Here is an 18131-nt window from a genome sequence, read left to right on the forward strand (position 1 = left end):
GCAGGATCCAGACCTGGGCGATCAGCCAACTCATCAAATTCCCCTAAGGAACTCTATGGAACTCGGATCTCGACCCGGCGGTTCGCGATCCGGCCGGCGGAGGTGGTGTTGGGCGCCACCGGACGGGTCTCCCCGTAACCGCGGCTGGTGATGCGCTCGGCGGGTACGCCGAGCCGGACCAGGGTCGCCTTGACGGCGTCGGCGCGCTGCTGTGACAGCGGCAGGCTGGTCGCTTGGCTGCCGAGGTTGTCGGTGTGGCCGCCGACCTCGACATCGACGGAGTCGCAGCTCTTCAGCAGCGAGGCCGCGCGCACCACCGAGGGCCGGGAGGCCTCGTTCACGATGGCGGTCCCGGACAGGAAGACGATCTTGTTCTGCGTCATCAGCCGGGCCAGCCGCGCCTCGAAGGTCTGGCACGCCTCGCTGACCTGCGGCTTGTCGGCCGTCGGCACCTGAAGCTGGTTGGCGATCACCGCGCCCGGTACGGCGGTGGCCACGGCGCGCGCCGCGGTCGCCTTGCTGGCCTGGTCGGCGACCTTGCCGCTCAGAGTGACCGTGGTGCCGTCGTACTTCACCGATGCCTCGCCGGTCGCGCTCGAGAGCGCCTGCAGCAACGCGGTCAGGGCTGCCGGGTTGCGCAGGCCCGCGGCCGGGTCGATGGTCAGTTGATTGTCGAACTTCATACCCTCGGTGAGCAGGCCCTCGATCTCCTTGGCCACCGAGTCCTTGGTGGCCTGGTCCCGCACGACCGCCTGGACGGTGAGCGAGTCGTCCGTCCTCGTCACCGCGAAGGGCGCGACCGCCACCTCTTCCTCGGTGGTCGTCGGCGTCCCGGTGGGCGTCGCGGTCGGATCGGCCGTGACCTCGGACTGGGCGACATTGCTACCACCCCTGCTGCTCGCGGTCCGGACCCCGTCCACCGCGGCCACCACTGCTCTGGCCTCGGTCGCGTCACCCCCGGCCGGTACGACGACCGTCGCGTCCCGCCCGGCGAAATCGACCTGTACTCCGGTGATGCCGCGGGCGTCGAGTGCTGCCAGCGAACGGTCGCGGAGGTCGTCCTCGGTCGGGCCGGTGCGCACCGCGATCAGCACAGCCGTGAGTAGGAGAGGAACGATCAGGGCAGCCAGCACCCAGACAAGTGCGGGCCGCCGCCGGACGAGTCCGGAACTCGTCGTGGCGGCCGGAGTGTTGTCGGACCGGGATTCGTCCGGGGATCCGGGCACTGTTCCTCCGTCGGATGCGGTCAAAAGTGACCGTGCGCGAGGACATTACTCCGTCAGGCGGCCACTGCGCACTCCAACTCGCGAACGTGTGCGTGGGGATCAGCCCGGGGTGGACTCGGTCAGGCCGATACGGGTGTGGAGAGTGCGCAGGGGAGCGGGGGACCACCAGGCCCAGCGACCCATCAGGCGGAAGGCTGCGGGCACCAGAACACCGCGGATCAGCGTGGCGTCGATCAGGACGGCCAGTCCGCTGCCGATGCCGAACAACTGGATGAAGCTGACCGAGCTGGTCCCGAAGGCGAAGAAGCTGACCGACAGGATCACCGCCGCCATCGACACGATCCGCCCGCTGCGCGCCAGCCCGGTGGTGACCGAGTCGGTCAGAGTGGCGCCTTCGTCGTGCTGTTCCTTGATCCGGCTCAGCACGAAAACCTCGTAGTCCATCGACAGCCCGAAGGCGATGCAGAAGAGCAGCACCAGCATGCTCGTGTCGAGAGGGAGTGGGGTGAACCCGAGCCAGCCGGACAGCCGGCCGTCCTGGAAGATCAGCACCATCGCACCGAGCGTCGCGGACAGCCCGATCACGTTCAGAATCAGAGCCCGCAACGGTTGCAGCAGACTCCCGGTGAACAGGAACAGCAGTACGAAGGTCGTCAGCGCGATCATCCCGCCGGCCAGCGGCAGCCGGGAACCGATCGCGTGCTGACTGTCCATGAACCTCGCCGTGTTGCCTCCGACCAGGAAGTCACCCGGCCCCGGCAAGGCCCGCACCGACTCCACCAGTTGGCGAGCCTCTGCGGAACGCGAGTCGGCCTCCGTCACGACAGCCAGTCGCTGAACACCGTCGGCGACGAGTCGTGGATTCGCCGGCGCGACCTGCTTGCCGCCCGCGAACGTCCCGGCCGCCGACTCGACCCGGACCACGTCCGGCAGGCTCGACAGCTTCTCCGCGTACTCCGGGAGGTCGCTCGTGGTGACCGGGCCGGTACTGATCAGGTTGAGCGCGTTCGTGTCGTCGCTGCCGAAGTCGTCGCGCAGCGCATCGCCGACCACTCGGCTGGTGGCCGTCGTCGGCAGCACCCGGTCATCGGGTGTCCCGAACTCCACATGCAGCAGAGGAGTTGCCAGCAGCAACAATCCGGCGACCACCGGCAGCGCGGTCAGACCCGGCCGCCGCATCGCCAGCGCGGCCAGCCGGCCCCAGAACGGCGCCTCGGTCTTCGGCACACCCTTCGCCCAGGGGAGCCGGCCGGCGTTCACCCGGTGACCGAGCACCGTCAGCAAAGCCGGCAGGACCACCAGGGCGCCGACCATGGCGATCACGATCACGCCGATCCCGGCGTACGCGAAGGAGCGGAGGAAGAAGAGCGGGAAGAGCAGCAGGGCGGCGAGCGCGACCGCGACGGTCAGCGCGCTGAACACGATGGTGCGGCCGGCGGTCTCGACCGTGCGGACGACCGCCGCCTGGACGTCGGCGCCCTTGCCGAGTTCCTCGCGGTAGCGGCTGACCATCAGCAGCGCGTAGTCGATCGACAGGCCGAGTCCGAGCGCCGTGGTCAGGTTGACCGCGTAGATCGAGACGTCCGTGGCCGATCCGAGCAGCGAGAGTTCGGCGAAGGTGCCGAAGATCGCGATCGTGCCCACCGCCAACGGCAGCAAGGCGGCGACCACGCTGCCGAACGCGAGGACGAGCAGCGCCAGGATGATCGGTACGGCGATTGCCTCCGCCAGCGCGAGGTCACGGCCGACCTGCGCGTTGACGTCGTGGTTCACCCCGACCTCACCGCCGAGGTTCACCGTCAGCCCGTCGCGCTCACCGCCGAACGTGCTGATCAGCCGGTCCGCGATCTCGGTCCGGGAGTCGAAGTCGCCGGTGATCGAGGCGACCACCAGCGCCTTCGTCCCGTCCTCGGACCGCATGGCCGGCGCCTTGGTCGACCAGTACGACGCGACGCCGGTGAGGTCGGGCTCGGCCGAGATCCTGCGAGTGAGTTCGGCACCGGACTTCGCGACGGCCGGTACATCGACACTGCGTCCAGCGTCGACGACGAAGACGAGGTCGGCCTGGCCGTCGAACTTGTCCGCGAGTGCGGTGGCGGCCTTGGTGGATTCCGCGCCGGGGTCGTCGAAACCGCCGCCGGCGAGCTTGCCGAAGGCGCCGAAGCCGACGACGCCGGCGGCGATGAGCAGGAGCGCGGTGATCAGCAGGACCGGTTTCGCGCGGTGAGCGGTGAAGGTGCCGAGGCGATGCAACATGGCGGAACTCCGTCAGGTCAGGAACTGGCAAGGGAGGTCGGGCCGCCCCGAACGCGCCGGCAGGCGATCCGCAGAAAGTTGACGGGTGTAAACTTTATGGGTGTTAACTTGCCAGAGATGTGCACAGCCGTCAACATCTGCCAGATGAGCAGTCGGGATGCGTATCACCACGGAGATCTGCGGAACGCCCTGATCGCCGCGGCTGCCGAGCTGGCCGAACAGGGCGGGCCGGCCGCTGTCACCATCCGCGCGGCGGCCCGGATCGCCGGCGTCACCCCGACAGCGGCATACCGGCACTTCTCCGGGCATGAGGCGTTGCTCGCCGCGGCCAAGGGGCACTCCCTGGACAAGATGGGCGAGGCGATGCGCAGGCGGCTGGCCGCACTGCCGCCGGAGCCGGACGAGGCCAAGGCGGCGATGGCCCGGATGGAGGCGATCGGCCGCGGCTACGTGGATTTCGCGCTCTCCGAGCCCGGCCTGTTCCGGACCGCTTTCGTGCTGGACGTGGACAAGCCGGCGCCGGACCTCCGGGGTCCGGACGGGCCGCACACGATGCTCGTCAAAGGGGTCGACGAACTCATCCGGCTGGGTTTCGTGGGGGAGGAGTACCGGGTCGGATCGGAGGTCGCGTCCTGGTCCCTGGTGCACGGGCTGTCGCTGCTGGTGCTCGAAGGCCCGCTGGCCCGGCTGCCGAAAGAGGAGCGCCAGGCGGTGGTCGATCAGACGATGAAGGCCTTCATCCGGACCTTCTGGGTGGCGCGTTCGGCCACGTGATCGCGTGGCCACATTCGGGTTTCTTCGGCCGCAGTCGCCGCGACTCAGCGCGACCGTGGAAGGCCCATTCCGTGGCGCTCCGTAGAGAACCACTGCCCAAGCGTGTCCGGCTTAGGCCAGGGCGCATTTGTGCCAGCGGTGCGCGCAGGTAATCCCTTGACTAACTCTTCGGGGTTGGCCGTACTTATCCTGCGACTGACCCCGGCATGCGGTGAACGGAGGGGCTCCATGGAGAGGCTGCCGGACTCGTCATTGATCATTGGGGTGGCCACGTCCACTGCCGACCGGGTGCAACTCGCCCGGTTGCTGGGTGGTGCCGACGCGCTGCTGCTCGTCTCCAGCGCAGAACAGGCCCGTGCTTTCCTGGACCTCGCCGCCTGCGAGTCGACCCCCGTAGTACTGACTCCCACAGTGTTGCCCACGGCATCCAGGGGAGCGGTCACTGCCCAGATCGAGTCACCCCTGCCCACATCTGGTCTCCCGCAGGGCTCCAGGCCCGCCGTGGTGGCGGCTCCACCCGCAGCGGTACGACCTGCAGCGGTGGCCACACCACCCGCAGCGGTGGCCGCAGTACCGGCCTCTGACGAGGCGCTGCGTCTCGACGAGGACCGCCGGGTGGTGCGCTGGAAGGACCGCGAGATCCCGCTGACCCGCCTGGAACACGACTTCCTGCACTGCCTGGTGAAAGAACCGGGCCAGGTCTGGACGTACCAGCGCCTCCACCACGCGGTCTGGGGCAACGAGCACCTGGGCCACGGCTCCCACATCCACTCGGTCGTCAAACGCCTCCGCCAGAAGCTCGCCGAACTAGGCGCCGCCGTAACCATCCACGCAGTCCGAGGCGTCGGCTTCCACCTCCTACCGGCCGCCTAGAACCCCTACGCAGTTCCTCTGGTCCTGGCCCGAAGCGCTTGTGTCGCTCGCTCCCACGACGTCCACCGCGAGCTGGCGGCTCGGCTGTACCGGGCGACAGGACGTGGTCGCCCTTGACGTCCACATCCATGCTTACCGAGGCGGCTGGGGTGCAGTGAGAACGCAGTACCTCCTGTCCGTCCGTACGCCGCGGTCCTCAGCGATCGCCAAACACGCGCATCCACCAGAAACTCGCCCGGTACGGTGCGGGGGCGTCGTACGCGGGCCGGCCCCGGACAGAGGATCCTGTCCGGGGCCGGCTTCGGTAGGGCTAGGTCGTGGTTACTTGATGGACTTCAGGGCGAAGTCCTCCACGGCCGGCTCACCTGCGACGAGCCTCGTCACGCGGGTTTGCGGCTTGTAGCCGTCCTTTGCGGCGATCAGGGTGAGCGGGTTGTTGCGACGGTCCAGCCAGTAGGCGTAGGTGCCGTCGGATTCGGTGATGAAGGTGTACGACTGGGCCCACGAGTCGACCTGGACGATGGCGCCCGGCAGCGGAGCGGTCGTGCCGGAGGTGGCTACCCCGGTGACCGTGCCCATGAGCTTGCTCCAGGTGTTCGGCGGCGTGACGTTCATCTTCACGTCCACCGGGTTGACGGCGTACGGCGTGTTCTCTCCGATCGTGACCGTACCGGTGTAGGTACCCGGCTGGTCGACGTTCGCCGACAGGCCCACCTTCAGGATGACCGACTCGCCCGGGGCCAGGCTGGCCTCGGTCTTGTCGATCGACAGCCAACTGACGTCCGCCGACGACTCGGCACAGTCCTCGAGACCCGGCAGGGCCTCACTGTCCACGGTCGCGGTGAAGCCGCCGGAGGAGCCACCGACCTTGTAGAAGCCACACGCCGCCGCACCGCGGTACCGCGGCATGTTGGCGTTCGGCAGAGCCGCCCAGGTACCGGCGGCCGGGTCGAAGGCGAAGCCGGCGTTGGTGACGGCGCCGGCCTGGACACCACCGACGACCAGCAGCTTGCCACCGGCGACGGCGAAGGACGCCGCCCAGTGGTCAGCCGGGGCGTCGGCGATGGCGGACCAGGAGTTGCTGCTCGGGTCGTAGACGTAGCCGGACTTCTGCGCGGCCGCGCCGTCGTTACCACCAGAGCAGTACACCAGTCCGTCGATCGCGCCGCAGGATGCGAACGCAACCGACTTCGGGTAGTTCGCCAGCGTGGCCCAGGTGTTCGACGCCGTGTCGTAAGCGACCACGGAGTTGGACATCGGGGTGCAGCCGGAGGTGGTGCAGCCGCCGACGGCGTACAGCTTGCCGTCCAGGACAGCCTGGCCGGCGGCCGCACGCGGCGCCGGGTTGCTGGCTACCGCGGACCAGGCGTTGGCCGCCGGGTCGTAGGCCCAGGTGCCTGCGTCCGGACCAGCCGCTCCCCAGCCGGAGCTGGCGATGATCTTGCCACCCACAGCGCCGACGGTGACGGCGTTACGGGCGCCCGGCAGCGGGGCGATCGCGGTCCAGGCCAGGGTGGCCGGGTCGTAGACGTAGCTGTTGGCAGTGGAAGCGCTGCCGTTGCCACCGGCGATCGAGTAGACCTTGCCGTCGAGGTTGACGACCCGGTTGTCCATCACGGTCGCCGGGTAGTCGGCGATGTCCGTCCACGGAGCCGCCATCGGCTTGGCCGCGGCGGGCGTGCCGGCCATCTTGCCCGACAGTTGGTTGGCGAACGAGGTCGCCACCTGCAGCCGCTGCAGCGGTGCACCGGTGCTGTTGAAGACCTCGGACTTGGTCGTGGTGCTGCCGTCGGCGTTCTCGATCTCGAAGCCGCCGTCGCGCTCACCGAACTTCACGTCCACCGGCGCTCCACCGGTGTTCTTGACGGTGACCGACTTGGTGACCTTGCCACCGGGCAGCTTCAGGTTGGCCTCGATCGACCCCGGGGTGACCGAGATCCGGCCGGCCGCGAGGGTGAAGTCGGCCTGGGTGACCCAGTCGGCCTCGACGTTGACGTTCTGCGTCGAGGAGACGTAGTTGCCCGCCTTGGTGGTGAAGCCGTGCTCGTCGGAGTCCGAGGAGTACAGCCAGTAGAAGCCGTCGGCCAGCCCGGTGTCCTCGGGCGTCGCCACGGTGGTCGCGGTCTCGGCCGGCTTGTCGTCACGGGTGACGACGGCGCCGTTCACGTAACCGTTGGTGTTGGCGTCCTTCACGTTGCCGACGACCAGACCGCCGCCGACCGGCACACAGTTGACCTGGCTGCCGATCAGGACGTTGTCGAGCTCCCACCACCACTCGTACGAGGCGTCGTAGTAGTGGAAGCGGACCTGCACGGCCGACTTGCCGGCCGCCTGCGGGATGGCGATCTCCTTGACACCGCGGAGGTCAGCGACCTGCGAGGTCAGGTTGGCCCAGGTGGCGCCACCGTCGATCGACAGGTCGATATCGGCCTTCTCGCCGCCGAGCCAGTTGAGGTCCTGGTTGAACTTGACCACCGGAGCGGTGACCGCGGTCAGGTCGACCACGGGGCTGACCAGCGAGGTGTCCTGCTGCTGGCCGGGGCCGTACCGGTCGCTGTCGACGATCGCGAAGCCGCCGGACGAGCCGGTCAGATTGCCGCGGTTCGCGACATCCTCGAACTTCCACACCTGGCCGTTGTTCTTGTTGTCCACGACGGTCCAGCCACTCGGGGTGGCCGTGGTGTCGAACGTCTCGTAGACGCCGTCGGAGCCGTACTTGTACCCCGGCGCCGTGGTGCACGCGTCGGTACGGACGGGGACCGCGACGTTCTTGGTCAGGTTGCCCGTGCCGACCGTGATCGGCTGGCTGACGGTCTGGTAGCCGGGGAGCTGGGACTCGATCTTGAGGGAGTACGACGCGCTGGACGGCACCTTGAGGGTGTACCGGCCGTTGGTCGGGGTGGTGTAGTCGAACACGCCACCCGGGCCCTCGACGCTCACCTTCGCGTACAGCGGCCAGCCGTGGCCGGAGCCGTCCGTGATGGTGCCACCGACGTTCACCGTCGGCGCGGACGCCAGGGTGAAGTTCTTCGTGGTGGTCGCGTTCGCGGTGATGGTCGCGGTGCCGGTCTGGCCGACGTAGCCGAAGGCGGCTACCGCGAGGTTGTAGTCGCCGGCCGGGAGGACCGACGAGAAGGTGCCGTTCGCACCGGTGGTGAGGGTACGGTCCGGCGTGCCCGCCTGGGTGACGGTCACGGTCGCACCGGAGATGGCGGCGCCACCAGTGGCGGTGACGGTACCGGCGAGCGTGCCGGTGTCACCGATCGGAGCGGAGTTCAGCAGCGCCAGCGCGTCGAGACGGCCTTCACCGTAGACGTTGTTGTCGTCGGTGGTGCCACCGCACTGGGAGTCCGCCTTGTCCACGGCCGAGCCGTCGAGCAGCGCGCGGGTGGCCACGACGTCGCCCTTCAGGCTGGGAGCCGCCGACCACAGCAGCGCGACGGTGCCCGCCATGTGCGGCGAGGCCATCGAGGTGCCGTTGAAGCTGGCGTAGGCGTTGCCCGGAACACTGGACCGGACGTTGACGCCCGGGGCCGAGATGTTCGGCTTGATCTGGCCGTTCTGCCCCGGACCGCGGGCCGAGAACGAGGCGATGTTGTTGTTGATGTCGTAGGCACCGGCGGAGTAGTTGCTCTCCAGGCTGCCCGGCGAACCGCTCGTCTGGCAGGCCGGACCGCTGTTGCCGTTGGACCAGGCGCCGAAGATGCCGGAGGCGGTCCAGGCGTCGGTGATGTCCTCCATGAACGGGTCGTTGGAGGGCAGGGTGGTACCCCACGAGTTGTTGATGATGTTCGGCCGCTTGCTCGCGTCCGGGTTCTGCCCGGCGAGGTTGGTCGGCTCGAGCATCCACTGACCGGAGTTGATCAGCGCGGCGTCCGACGGGCAGCACCCGTTGGCGGCGATCCACTTGACCGCCGGCGCGACGCCGATCTGGTTGCCCGCACCGTCGTCACCGGCCATGGTGCCCATCGTGTGGGTGCCGTGGCCGTTGGTGTCACACGGCGCCGAACCACAGGTACCGGCCGCGTCGAACCAGTTGTAATTGTGGTCGAAGGTGCCGTCACCGTTGTTGCCGCGGTACTGGTTCACCAGCGCCGGGTGGTCGTACTGCACGCCGGTGTCGATGTTCGCGATGACGATGCCGGCGCCCTTGTCGCCGTACTGGCTCCAGACGTCATCGGCGTTGATGTTGGCGATGCCCCACTCGACCGCGTTGATCTCGCGCTCGGTCTTGCCGTCGGTGACCTTCGGGACCTCCAGGGCGACCGGGTTGTAGATGCCCTCGACCTCGGCGTGCGTGGCCAGGCTCTGCGCCGTGGCCAGCGTGCCGCTCGAGACGCGGATCGCGTTGGTGCCCCAGAAGGCCTGGTACTTCACCTTCGACGCGTCGAGCTCGGCGCGTACCTTCGCCTGGCTCTCGGCAGCGGTCTTGCGCAGCGCCGCGGCGACCGCGGTACCGCGCTGGTTCCAGTCCGTGATCGTGCTGGCCTTGGACAGGTCGGCCTTGGCGGTGAAGCGGACCCAGTAGTCCGTCGCCTCCTTGGCGTCCGAGCCCTCCAGCTTCGACAGCACGTCCGGCTTGATCTTGGAGGCCGGCGCGGGCGTTCCGCCGGGCTTGGTGGGTGGTGCCGCCTGGGCCAGGCCGGCCGCGGCCAGCCCGGTGGTGACGACGGCCACCGCCGCCAGAGCACTCACCAGTGATCTGGCGAGTCCCCTTCTTCGTTGATGTGACATCTCTGCAGCCCCTCACTTGTACGACCCCGAGTCGACTCCCCCGAGTCATTGGTGCAGAGGTGCAGGACTTCGCAGATAGATCGTGGTGAACCGGTTCTGCGAACGCTCCGTGCCCCCCAGGTCGCGACGTGTTACGCCGAGAGCCTGACGTGGACCTTATGTGTCAGATGCGGAGCGGAACAAGCACACTTGGTGAGCAAGATGTCACTAGCAGTCCCTTGCTTGTAAGCAAGGTTTCGCCATTGTTTGTCAATGCGTTGACGATTTGAGGCAATGCTTGACATCGTAATCAGATGGTCACCGCCCGTGTCCCCGCCCAGACCGCCGGCGCTCTCGATCTGACCGGATCCGCCCAGGAGCCGTTCCCACTGCTGATCGCGGTGGCAGCGTCCATGGAGGAACGGGTCCGGCTCGCGGAACTCGTCGACGATGTCGCGCCGCTGCTGCTCGTCTCCAGCCTTGAGGAACTCCGCAGACTGCTCACCCCCGCGCAACAACCGCCGCCGGCTCCACCCGAGCAGCCGGAGCCCCCGGAGCCGGAGGCCGTCGATGAACCCGTCGCCCGGAAGGTGCCGGATCGCCGTACGGATCGCGGTGACCGGGACGCCGACGTACTGGCGATCGACTCGGCCCGGTCGGTCGCGCAGTGGCGGGAGCGGGAGGTGCCGTTGACCGATCTCGAGCACGATCTGCTCACCCGGCTGATCACGGAACCGTTGAGGGTGTGGACGTATGAGGCGCTGCATCAGGCCGTCTGGCGCAACCGGCACCTGCAGGGCACGGCCGACGTGCACTCGCTGGTGAAGCGGGTACGCCGCAAGCTCGACGAACTGGGCACCACCGTCACGATCGACGCGGTCCGCGGTACGGGCTTCCGCCTCACTGACCACCAGCGCCCGTCCACCACGTCCCACCAGCGCCAGTCGATCAGCGGCCTCCGCGCGGGGTGAGGCACCTTGACAGTAGACTGTCAAGGTGACAAGGGCTGAGAGTTACCGGTTGCTGGTGGCCGATGTGTATGAGCTGGCGGGGGTGTCGCGGGGGAGTAGCGAGCAGATCGCTGCCGAGCAGGGGCAGACGGTGGCTCGCTGGCATGTGATGAGCGTGCTGTCCGACCAGGCGTTCACCGTGCCCGCGATCGCGCGGCGGCTGGGGCTGACCCGGCAGAGCGTGCAGCGGGTGGCCGATGAGTTGGTGGACGAGGGTGTCGTCAAGCGTTCGGGCAATCCTGACCATCAGCGATCGCCGCTGCTCGCGTTGACCACGGAAGGGCGCGAGATGCTTCGGAAGATCGTGGCGGCTTCGGATGCCGACCGGTCCCAGCGGCTTGCTCGGGCCGGCGTGACGGTCGCCGAACTCGATGCCGCGCGCGAGACCCTGGGCAAGCTGCTGTCCGTGCTCTGACATGAGATCGACCTGCTGAGCCGTGAGTGGCGGAGTAGCCTCTGGGATTGTGCGCTTCTCGGCTCTGAGTCATCTCGAATGTCCCAAGTGCGGCCTCACCCATTCCGCGGATCAGGTGATCGGCCTGTGCTCGTGCGGATCGCCACTGCTCGTCCGGTACGACCTCGACGAGGTGCGGGCCGGGCTGAGCAAGGACGACGTGGCCGCGCGACCGCCCGACCTCTGGCGGTACCACGAACTGCTCCCGGTGCGCTCGCCGGAGAACGTGATCAGCCTGGGGGAGGGGATGACCCCGCTGCTCGCAGTACCGCAGTACGGGCGGGAGCTCGGGGTGGACGGGCTGCTGATGAAGGACGAGGGGCTGATCCCGACCGGGACGTTCAAGGCGCGCGGGGCTGCCGTCGGGGTGTCCCGGGCGCGGGAGGTCGGCGTACGGAAGATCGCGATGCCGACGAACGGGAACGCCGGGTCCGCGTGGGCGACGTACGCGGCGCGGGCCGGGATGGAGGCGCTGATCGCGATGCCGATCGCGGCGCCGGAGATCTGCCGGCGCGAGGTGAAGGTGGTCGGCGCCGAGCTGAAGCTGATCGACGGGCTGATCGGTGACGCCGGGGCGTGGGTGCGCGAGCAACTCGCCACCCGCGAGGGGTATCAGGACGTGTCGACGCTGAAGGAGCCCTACCGGATCGAGGGCAAGAAGACGATGGGCCTGGAGATCGCGGAGCAGCTCGGCTGGAAGCTGCCGGACGTGATCCTCTACCCGACCGGCGGTGGTGTCGGGCTGATCGGGATCTGGAAGGCGCTGGCGGAACTCGCCGAGCTGGGCTGGGTCGAGGGACCGATGCCGCGGCTGGTCGCAGTACAGGCGACCGGGTGCGCGCCGATCGTGCAGGCCTGGGAGAAGGGCCTGCCGGAGAGCGAACCCTGGCCGGACGCGAAGACCGTTGCCTTCGGCATCACCGTGCCGAAGGCCCTCGGCGACTTCCTCGTCCTGCAGGCCATCAAGGAGACCGACGGCTGCGCGATCGCGATCGAGGACGACGACATCCTCGCCGCCCAACGGCGAGTAGCTGAGCTCGAGGGCTCCTTCATCTGCCCGGAGGGCGCCGCCAACTTCGCCGCCGTCCAGCAGTTGCGCGAGTCCGGCTGGATCAAGGCCGACGACCAAGTCGTTGCCCTCAACACCGGAACCGGCTTGAAGTACCCGGAGACCGTGCCGCTCTAGTCCTCGGCGCGCAGTTGTTGCCAGCGGGTCGTCAGCACGAGGCCGGCTATCAGCCCGACCGGGAACCAGTACGCGTAGGCCGGGCCGTGCTGCGTCAACTCGCCGCCGGGCACCATGAAGACCACTGCCAGCAGGATCGTCACCCCGGTCGGATAGGAGAGCCGCTCGGCGAGATCGCGGGGGCTGTACCACTGCCAGAGCACACCAGCCAGGGTCCCTGCCAAGGCGAGGAGGCCCGCGCCGAGCCGCTCCGACTGGCTGATCTGCGTCTCCGTGCCCGGGACGATCCCCGACAGCACGAAACCGATGGCCGCCGGCAGCATCCACCCCGTCATGCGGCGGACCTCCGGAGATACGCGTTCTAGTACCGACATCATCGCCCCCAGTTCTTTCGTGTGAAGGCGATGATGTCAGGTGATCAGGCCTGGCCGCGGCGGACGGCGAGGATGTGGGCCGGGTTGCCGTTGGGGTCCAGCTTGATGTAGTTCTGCTGGCCCCAGCGCCAGGTGGCGCCGCTGATCTCGTCGTACACCGTGAAGGTGTCCTCGGGGCGCATGCCGAGTGCTGCCATGTCGAGGTGGACGAGTGATTCGCGGACCGAGTGCGGGTCGGTGTTGACCACCACGATGACCGTGTCGCTGTGGCCGTCCGGACCGGTGACCCGCTTCGAGAAGCACATGATCGCCTCGTCGTCCACGTTGTGCAGACTGAGGTTGCGCAACTGCTGCAGTGCGGGGTGCCGGCGGCGGATGTTGTTCAGCAGCGTCAGGTACGGCGCGAGGGTGCGGTTCTCGGCCGCGGCGGCGTCCCAGTCGCGCGGGCGGAGCTGGAACTTCTCGGTGTCCAGGTACTCCTCGGAGCCCGGCCGCAGCGCGACGTGCTCGAACAGCTCGAAGCCCGCGTAGACACCCCAGGCCGGGGACGCTGTCGCGGCGATCGCGGCGCGGATCTTGAACGCGCCCGGCCCGCCGTACTGCAGGTACGCCGTGAGGATGTCCGGGGTGTTCACGAAGAAGTTCGGCCGCAGGAAGTGGCCGGTCTCCTTGGTCAGCTCCTGCAGGTACTCCTCCAGCTCCCACTTCTCGTTGCGCCAGGTGAAGTAGGTGTACGACTGGTGGAACCCGACCTTCGCGAGCTCGCGCATCATCGGCCGGCGGGTGAACGCCTCGGACAGGAAGACCACGTCCGGGTCGGTCTTGCGGACCTCGCCGAGCAGCCACTCCCAGAAGTTCACCGGCTTGGTGTGCGGGTTGTCGACCCGGAACACGGTGACGCCGTGCGAGATCCACAGCTTCACGATCCTCAAGACCTCGGCGTAGATGCCTTCGGGATCGTTGTCGAAGTTGATCGGGTAGATGTCCTGGTACTTCTTCGGCGGGTTCTCCGCGTAGGCGATCGACCCGTCGGCGCGGACCGAGAACCACTTCGGGTGCTCCGTCACCCACGGGTGGTCCGGCGAGGCCTGCAGGGCCAGGTCGATCGCGACCTCGAGCCCGACCTCACGAGCCCTGGAGACGAAGTGGTCGAAGTCCTCGAAGGTGCCGAGCTCCGGGTGGATCGCGTCGTGCCCACCTTCCTCCGAACCGATCGCCCACGGGGATCCCGGGTCGCCCGGCTTCGGGTCGAGGGTGTTGTTCGGGCCCTTGCGGTACGACTTGCCGATCGGGTGGACCGGCGGCAGGTAGAGCACGTCGAACCCCATCGCGGCGACCGCCTCGAGCCGTTGGGCAGCGGTACGGAAGGTGCCCGAGTGCCACTCCTGCTTCTCTTCGTCGTACGTCGCGCCCTCGGAGCGCGGGAAGAACTCGTACCAACTGCCGTAGAGCGCGAGCCGCCGGTCCACCCACACGGGGTACGTCTCGGACGAGGTGATCAACTCGCGCACCGGGTAGCGCCCGAGCGCGGAGCGGACCTGCGGCGAGATCCCCGCGGCCATCCGGGCTTCGGGCGGCAGCGCGGGATTGGCGAGCGCCTGCGCGGCGTCGCTCAACGCACTGCGATCCACACGGACCGCGGGCGGTACGCCGGCCGCGGCGCGATCGAAGAAGGCCGCGCCCTCGGCGAACATCAGGTCCACGTCGAGGCCGGCCGGGATCTTGATTTCCGCGTTGTGCCGCCACGTCCCGTACGGGTCGCTCCAGCCCTCGACCGAGAAGGTCCACGCGCCCTGCTCCTGCAGGGTGACGTCGACCGTCCAGCGGTCGGTGCCCTGGCCCACTGGCGTCATCAGCATCCGTCTGGTCTGGCCCGTCGGCGACGTCAGTACGACGTTCGCGTTCACCGCGTCATGGCCTTCGCGGAACACCGTGGCCGCGATGGTGAACGTCTCGCCCACCGACGACTTGGCCGGATACGCGCCGGCGTCGACGGTCGGGGTGACCTCGGTGATCGGGATGCGCCCAGTCATGGAGTAAACGAACCTTCGCTTTCCGACTCGCGGTGGTTGACACGGGAGTTGTACAGCACTGACGTTATCGGTTCCCAACGGTTCGCGGGGCCATGCACACCGTTACTGGGGCCGGTCCTCGCTGGGGCGTCGCGGTCTTGTGAGCCGGGCGGCCGGTCCATACTGCGGAACAGGGGCTGCAAGTTCTTGCTCGCGTTGCAAAATCGATGCAGCCCGAGGGTGAGTTCGGCTCCATCGGCCGGTACGGTGTCCCGGTGCGAGCGATACGACGATTCTCCGTCCGCCCTGTCCTGCCCGAGCCGCTGACCGGTCTCGGCACCCTGGTGAACAACCTGCGCTGGGTCTGGCACCCCGAGACGCAAGACGTCTTCGAGGCTGTCGACCCCCAGCTCTGGCGCAGCACCGGCGGTGACCCGGTCAGGCTTCTCGGTGAGGTCCCGGCGGCCCGGCTCGACGAGCTGGCGAACGACCACGCCTTCCTCCGCCGTCTGGAGCTGGCTGTAGCCGACCTGACCGGCTACGTCACCGACGACCGGTGGTTCCAGGCCGAGGCCGGTTCGCCGGTCAGTTCGGTGGCCTACTTCTCCCCGGAGTTCGGCATCACCCACGTGCTGCCGCAGTACTCCGGTGGTCTCGGCATCCTGGCGGGTGACCACCTGAAGGCAGCGAGTGACCTGGGTGTCCCGCTGATCGGTGTCGGCCTCCTCTACCGGCACGGCTACTTCGGCCAGTCGCTGAACCGCGAAGGCTGGCAGCAGGAGCGCTACCCCCTCGTGGATCCTGACGGGCTGCCGATCAGCCTGCTCCGCGACGGTGACACCCCCGCGACCATCAACGTGACGCTGCCCGGCGGCCGCAAGCTGTGCGCCCAGATCTGGGTCGCCCAGGTCGGCCGGGTGCCGTTGCTGATGCTCGACGCCGACATGGAGGACAACGAGCCCGCCGAGCGCGAGGTCACCGACCGCCTGTACGGCGGGACGACCGAGCACCGGCTGCTCCAGGAACTGCTGCTGGGTGTCGGCGGCGTCCGGGCGGTCCGCGAGTACTGCCGGATCACCGGCCACGCTGCGCCCGAGGTGTTCCACACCAACGAGGGTCACGCCGGCTTCCTCGGCATCGAGCGGATCCGCGAGCTCGCCCACGACCAGGGCCTCGACTTCGACACCGCGCTCGAGGTGGCCCGCGGCGGCACCGTCTTCACCACCCACACGCCGGTCCCGGCCGGCATCGACCGCTTCTCGGTCGAGCTCATCCAGCAGCACTTCTCCGTCGACGCCTTCGGCGACGGTGTTCCGATCGACCGGATCCTCGCGCTCGGCGCCGAGGACTTCGAAGGCGGCGACCCCGGCGTCTTCAACATGGCGATCATGGGCCTTCGCCTGGCTCAGCGGGCGAATGGCGTCTCCAAGCTGCACGGCGTCGTCAGCCGCGGCATGTTCGCCGGGCTGTGGCCGAGCTTCGACCCGTCCGACGTGCCGATCACCTCGATCACCAACGGCGTGCACGCCCCCACCTGGGTGGCGCGCGAGATCTCGAACCTGACCTACGCGGCCGCCGACGAAGGCGACTCCGAGGGCATGTTCGAGGGTCTGGACAAGACCACCGACGCGGCCCTGTGGGAGACGAAGCGGATGCTGCGGCAGCGCTTCATCGACGACACCCGCGCTCGCGTCCGCGCCTCCTGGGTGAACCGCGGTGCGAGCGAGGCGGAGCTCGGCTGGGTCGACTCGATCCTCGACCCGGACGTGCTGACGATGGGATTCGCCCGCCGCGTCCCGTCGTACAAGCGACTGACGCTGATGCTGCGTGACCCGGCCCGGCTGAAGGCGCTGCTGCTGCACCCGACCCGGCCGGTCCAGATCGTCATCGCGGGCAAGGCGCACCCGGCCGACGAGGGTGGCAAGAAGCTGATCCAGGAGATGGTCCGGTTCGCCGACGACCCGGAGGTCCGGCACCGCATCGTCTTCGTGCCCGACTACGACATCGCGCTGGCGCAGCCGATGTACCCGGGCTGCGACGTCTGGCTGAACAACCCGCTCCGCCCGTACGAGGCCTGCGGCACGTCCGGCATGAAGGCGGCGCTGAACGGCGCGCTCAACCTGTCCATCCGCGACGGCTGGTGGGACGAGTGGTACGACGACGAGTTCGGCTGGGCGATCCCGTCGGCCGAGGGGATCGAGGACACCGACCGCCGCGACGACCTCGAGGCGCACGCGCTGTACGACCTGATCGAGAAGCAGGTCGCGCCGCGCTTCTACGACGGTGAGGTCCCGGGCCGCTGGATCGAGATGCTCCGGCACACCATCAAGGAGCTCGGCCCGAAGGTGCTCGCCACCCGGATGGTCCGCGACTACGTGCAGCAGCTGTACGTGCCGGCCGCGCACTCCTCCCGACGGCTCAACTCGACGTACGAGGGTGCGCGCGAGCTGGCCGCGTGGAAGAAGCGCGTCCGCGCGGCCTGGCCGCAGATCCGCGTCGACCACGTGGAGCTGCAGGGCCTCGGCGACGTACCCCAGCTCGGTACGACGGTCGGCATCCGCGCGTTCGTCTCGCTGGGCGAGCTGACTGCCGGTGACATCGACGTGGAGGCGCTGCACGGCCGGGTGAACTCCGAGGACGAGATCACCGATCCGGTCCGGGCGTCGCTGTCCCTCGCCGAGACGTACGAGGGCAACCGCCACCGGTACGAGGGTGAGCTCAAGCTCGACCGCACAGGCCCGTTCGGCTACACCGTGCGAGTACTCCCGAAGGACGACATGCTGGCCAGTCCGGCCGAGCTAGGTCTCGCAGCCGGCCCGTCCGACCCCGAGGACCCGGAATCCCCGGACCTGCCCGCAGGCTCCGAGTTCTAAGTCACTGAACAACGCCGGGCCCCGCCTACCTCACTAGGCGGGAGCCCGTCATCGGCCAGACCGCTACCAACTCCAGCGCTCTGAACCCCAGTGCCTTCGTCTCGTAGTCGTCGGTGAACATCCCGCCGAACACGAGCACCGCCATCACGACATCGATACCGAGCCAGGCGCCGACCGACGCGATGTGCAGCACCAGCACGACTTTCCGGGTCCTCGCCCCCAGTCGCCAAGGCTTGCCCGCCTTCGCGTTCGTCCGCGCTTCCGGCACCACCGCCGTACTCATCGCCCTCTCCGGACACTCGACTCGATCAACACGTCGATCGTCGGGCAGGACAGCCTTCCCGGGCATCGGCTCCGGGAAGGCTTCGCACCTACTTCGT

General features: G+C 68.5%; 12 protein-coding genes. 6 read left to right on the plus strand and 6 right to left on the minus strand.

Annotated elements, in window-relative coordinates:
* Positions 1-53: 53 nt before the first annotated feature.
* The gene (gene arfA / locus ACFPJ1_RS14660) at positions 54-1226 is read right to left on the minus strand and encodes a channel-forming protein ArfA/OmpATb (RefSeq protein ID WP_380104162.1); all 1173 of its coding nucleotides are present in this window, start codon (positions 1224-1226) and stop codon (positions 54-56) included.
* A gap of 99 nt (positions 1227-1325) precedes the next feature.
* The gene (locus ACFPJ1_RS14665; RefSeq protein ID WP_380104163.1) at positions 1326-3482 is read right to left on the minus strand and encodes an MMPL family transporter; all 2157 of its coding nucleotides are present in this window, start codon (positions 3480-3482) and stop codon (positions 1326-1328) included.
* A 144-nt stretch (positions 3483-3626) separates the two neighbouring features.
* On the opposite strand from ACFPJ1_RS14665, the gene ACFPJ1_RS14670 reads away from it, so the two are divergent.
* Positions 3627-4256 (plus strand): TetR/AcrR family transcriptional regulator, encoded by a 630-nt coding sequence (locus ACFPJ1_RS14670; RefSeq protein ID WP_380104164.1) that lies wholly within the window; start codon positions 3627-3629, stop codon positions 4254-4256.
* A 228-nt stretch (positions 4257-4484) separates the two neighbouring features.
* On the plus strand, positions 4485-5129 hold the full coding sequence (locus tag ACFPJ1_RS14675; RefSeq protein WP_380104165.1) for a winged helix-turn-helix domain-containing protein: 645 nt from the start codon (positions 4485-4487) through the stop codon (positions 5127-5129).
* 321 nt (positions 5130-5450) lie between these two features.
* On the opposite strand, the gene ACFPJ1_RS14680 is transcribed toward ACFPJ1_RS14675, so the two are convergent.
* On the minus strand, positions 5451-9824 hold the full coding sequence (locus ACFPJ1_RS14680; protein WP_380104166.1) for a S8 family serine peptidase: 4374 nt from the start codon (positions 9822-9824) through the stop codon (positions 5451-5453).
* A gap of 332 nt (positions 9825-10156) precedes the next feature.
* On the opposite strand from ACFPJ1_RS14680, the gene ACFPJ1_RS14685 reads away from it, so the two are divergent.
* Genes ACFPJ1_RS14685 through ACFPJ1_RS14695 form a run of 3 tightly spaced genes read left to right on the plus strand, consistent with a single transcriptional unit; the run spans position 10157 to position 12492 of the window.
* The gene (locus ACFPJ1_RS14685; protein WP_380104167.1) at positions 10157-10813 is read left to right on the plus strand and encodes a winged helix-turn-helix domain-containing protein; all 657 of its coding nucleotides are present in this window, start codon (positions 10157-10159) and stop codon (positions 10811-10813) included.
* A 25-nt stretch (positions 10814-10838) separates the two neighbouring features.
* On the plus strand, positions 10839-11267 hold the full coding sequence (locus ACFPJ1_RS14690) for a MarR family winged helix-turn-helix transcriptional regulator (RefSeq protein WP_380104168.1): 429 nt from the start codon (positions 10839-10841) through the stop codon (positions 11265-11267).
* Between the two features lie 49 nt (positions 11268-11316).
* Complete coding sequence (locus ACFPJ1_RS14695) at positions 11317-12492, plus strand: threonine synthase (RefSeq protein ID WP_380104169.1); 1176 nt, start codon at positions 11317-11319, stop codon at positions 12490-12492.
* Here ACFPJ1_RS14695 and ACFPJ1_RS14700 read toward each other — a convergent pair.
* Both ACFPJ1_RS14700 and ACFPJ1_RS14705 read right to left on the minus strand, forming a co-directional pair.
* Positions 12489-12827 (minus strand): hypothetical protein, encoded by a 339-nt coding sequence (locus ACFPJ1_RS14700; protein WP_380104170.1) that lies wholly within the window; start codon positions 12825-12827, stop codon positions 12489-12491. The two genes, ACFPJ1_RS14695 and ACFPJ1_RS14700, sit on opposite strands and share 4 nt — an antisense overlap.
* Positions 12828-12910: 83 nt before the next feature.
* Positions 12911-14899 carry an alpha-1,4-glucan--maltose-1-phosphate maltosyltransferase gene (locus ACFPJ1_RS14705; protein ID WP_380104171.1) on the minus strand — a complete coding sequence of 663 codons (1989 nt, stop codon included), beginning with the start codon at positions 14897-14899 and terminating at the stop codon, positions 12911-12913.
* 254 nt (positions 14900-15153) lie between these two features.
* On the opposite strand from ACFPJ1_RS14705, the gene glgP reads away from it, so the two are divergent.
* Positions 15154-17751: an alpha-glucan family phosphorylase gene (gene glgP, locus ACFPJ1_RS14710; RefSeq protein WP_380104172.1), complete on the plus strand. Its 2598-nt coding sequence runs from the start codon at positions 15154-15156 to the stop codon at positions 17749-17751.
* A 25-nt stretch (positions 17752-17776) separates the two neighbouring features.
* Here glgP and ACFPJ1_RS14715 read toward each other — a convergent pair whose 3' ends face one another.
* Positions 17777-18034, minus strand: a complete 258-nt coding sequence (locus ACFPJ1_RS14715) for a hypothetical protein (protein WP_380104173.1) — start codon at positions 18032-18034, stop codon at positions 17777-17779.
* Between the last annotated feature and the right edge of the window lie 97 nt (positions 18035-18131).

It is taken from the genome of Kribbella qitaiheensis (assembly GCF_042657745.1).
Taxonomy (GTDB): domain Bacteria; phylum Actinomycetota; class Actinomycetes; order Propionibacteriales; family Kribbellaceae; genus Kribbella; species Kribbella qitaiheensis.

Bases quoted from the DNA above. Each gene is read 5' to 3' on its own strand.
- ACFPJ1_RS14665 (WP_380104163.1), bottom strand. From the start codon at position 3,482: ATGTTGCATCGCCTCGGCACCTTCACCGCTCACCGCGCGAAACCGGTC.
- ACFPJ1_RS14670 (WP_380104164.1), top strand. From the start codon at position 3,627: ATGAGCAGTCGGGATGCGTATCACCACGGAGATCTGCGGAACGCCCTG.
- ACFPJ1_RS14675 (WP_380104165.1), top strand. From the start codon at position 4,485: ATGGAGAGGCTGCCGGACTCGTCATTGATCATTGGGGTGGCCACGTCC.
- ACFPJ1_RS14685 (WP_380104167.1), top strand. From the start codon at position 10,157: ATGGTCACCGCCCGTGTCCCCGCCCAGACCGCCGGCGCTCTCGATCTG.
- ACFPJ1_RS14700 (WP_380104170.1), bottom strand. From the start codon at position 12,827: ATGACGGGGTGGATGCTGCCGGCGGCCATCGGTTTCGTGCTGTCGGGG.
- ACFPJ1_RS14705 (WP_380104171.1), bottom strand. From the start codon at position 14,899: ATGACTGGGCGCATCCCGATCACCGAGGTCACCCCGACCGTCGACGCC.
- ACFPJ1_RS14715 (WP_380104173.1), bottom strand. From the start codon at position 18,034: ATGAGTACGGCGGTGGTGCCGGAAGCGCGGACGAACGCGAAGGCGGGC.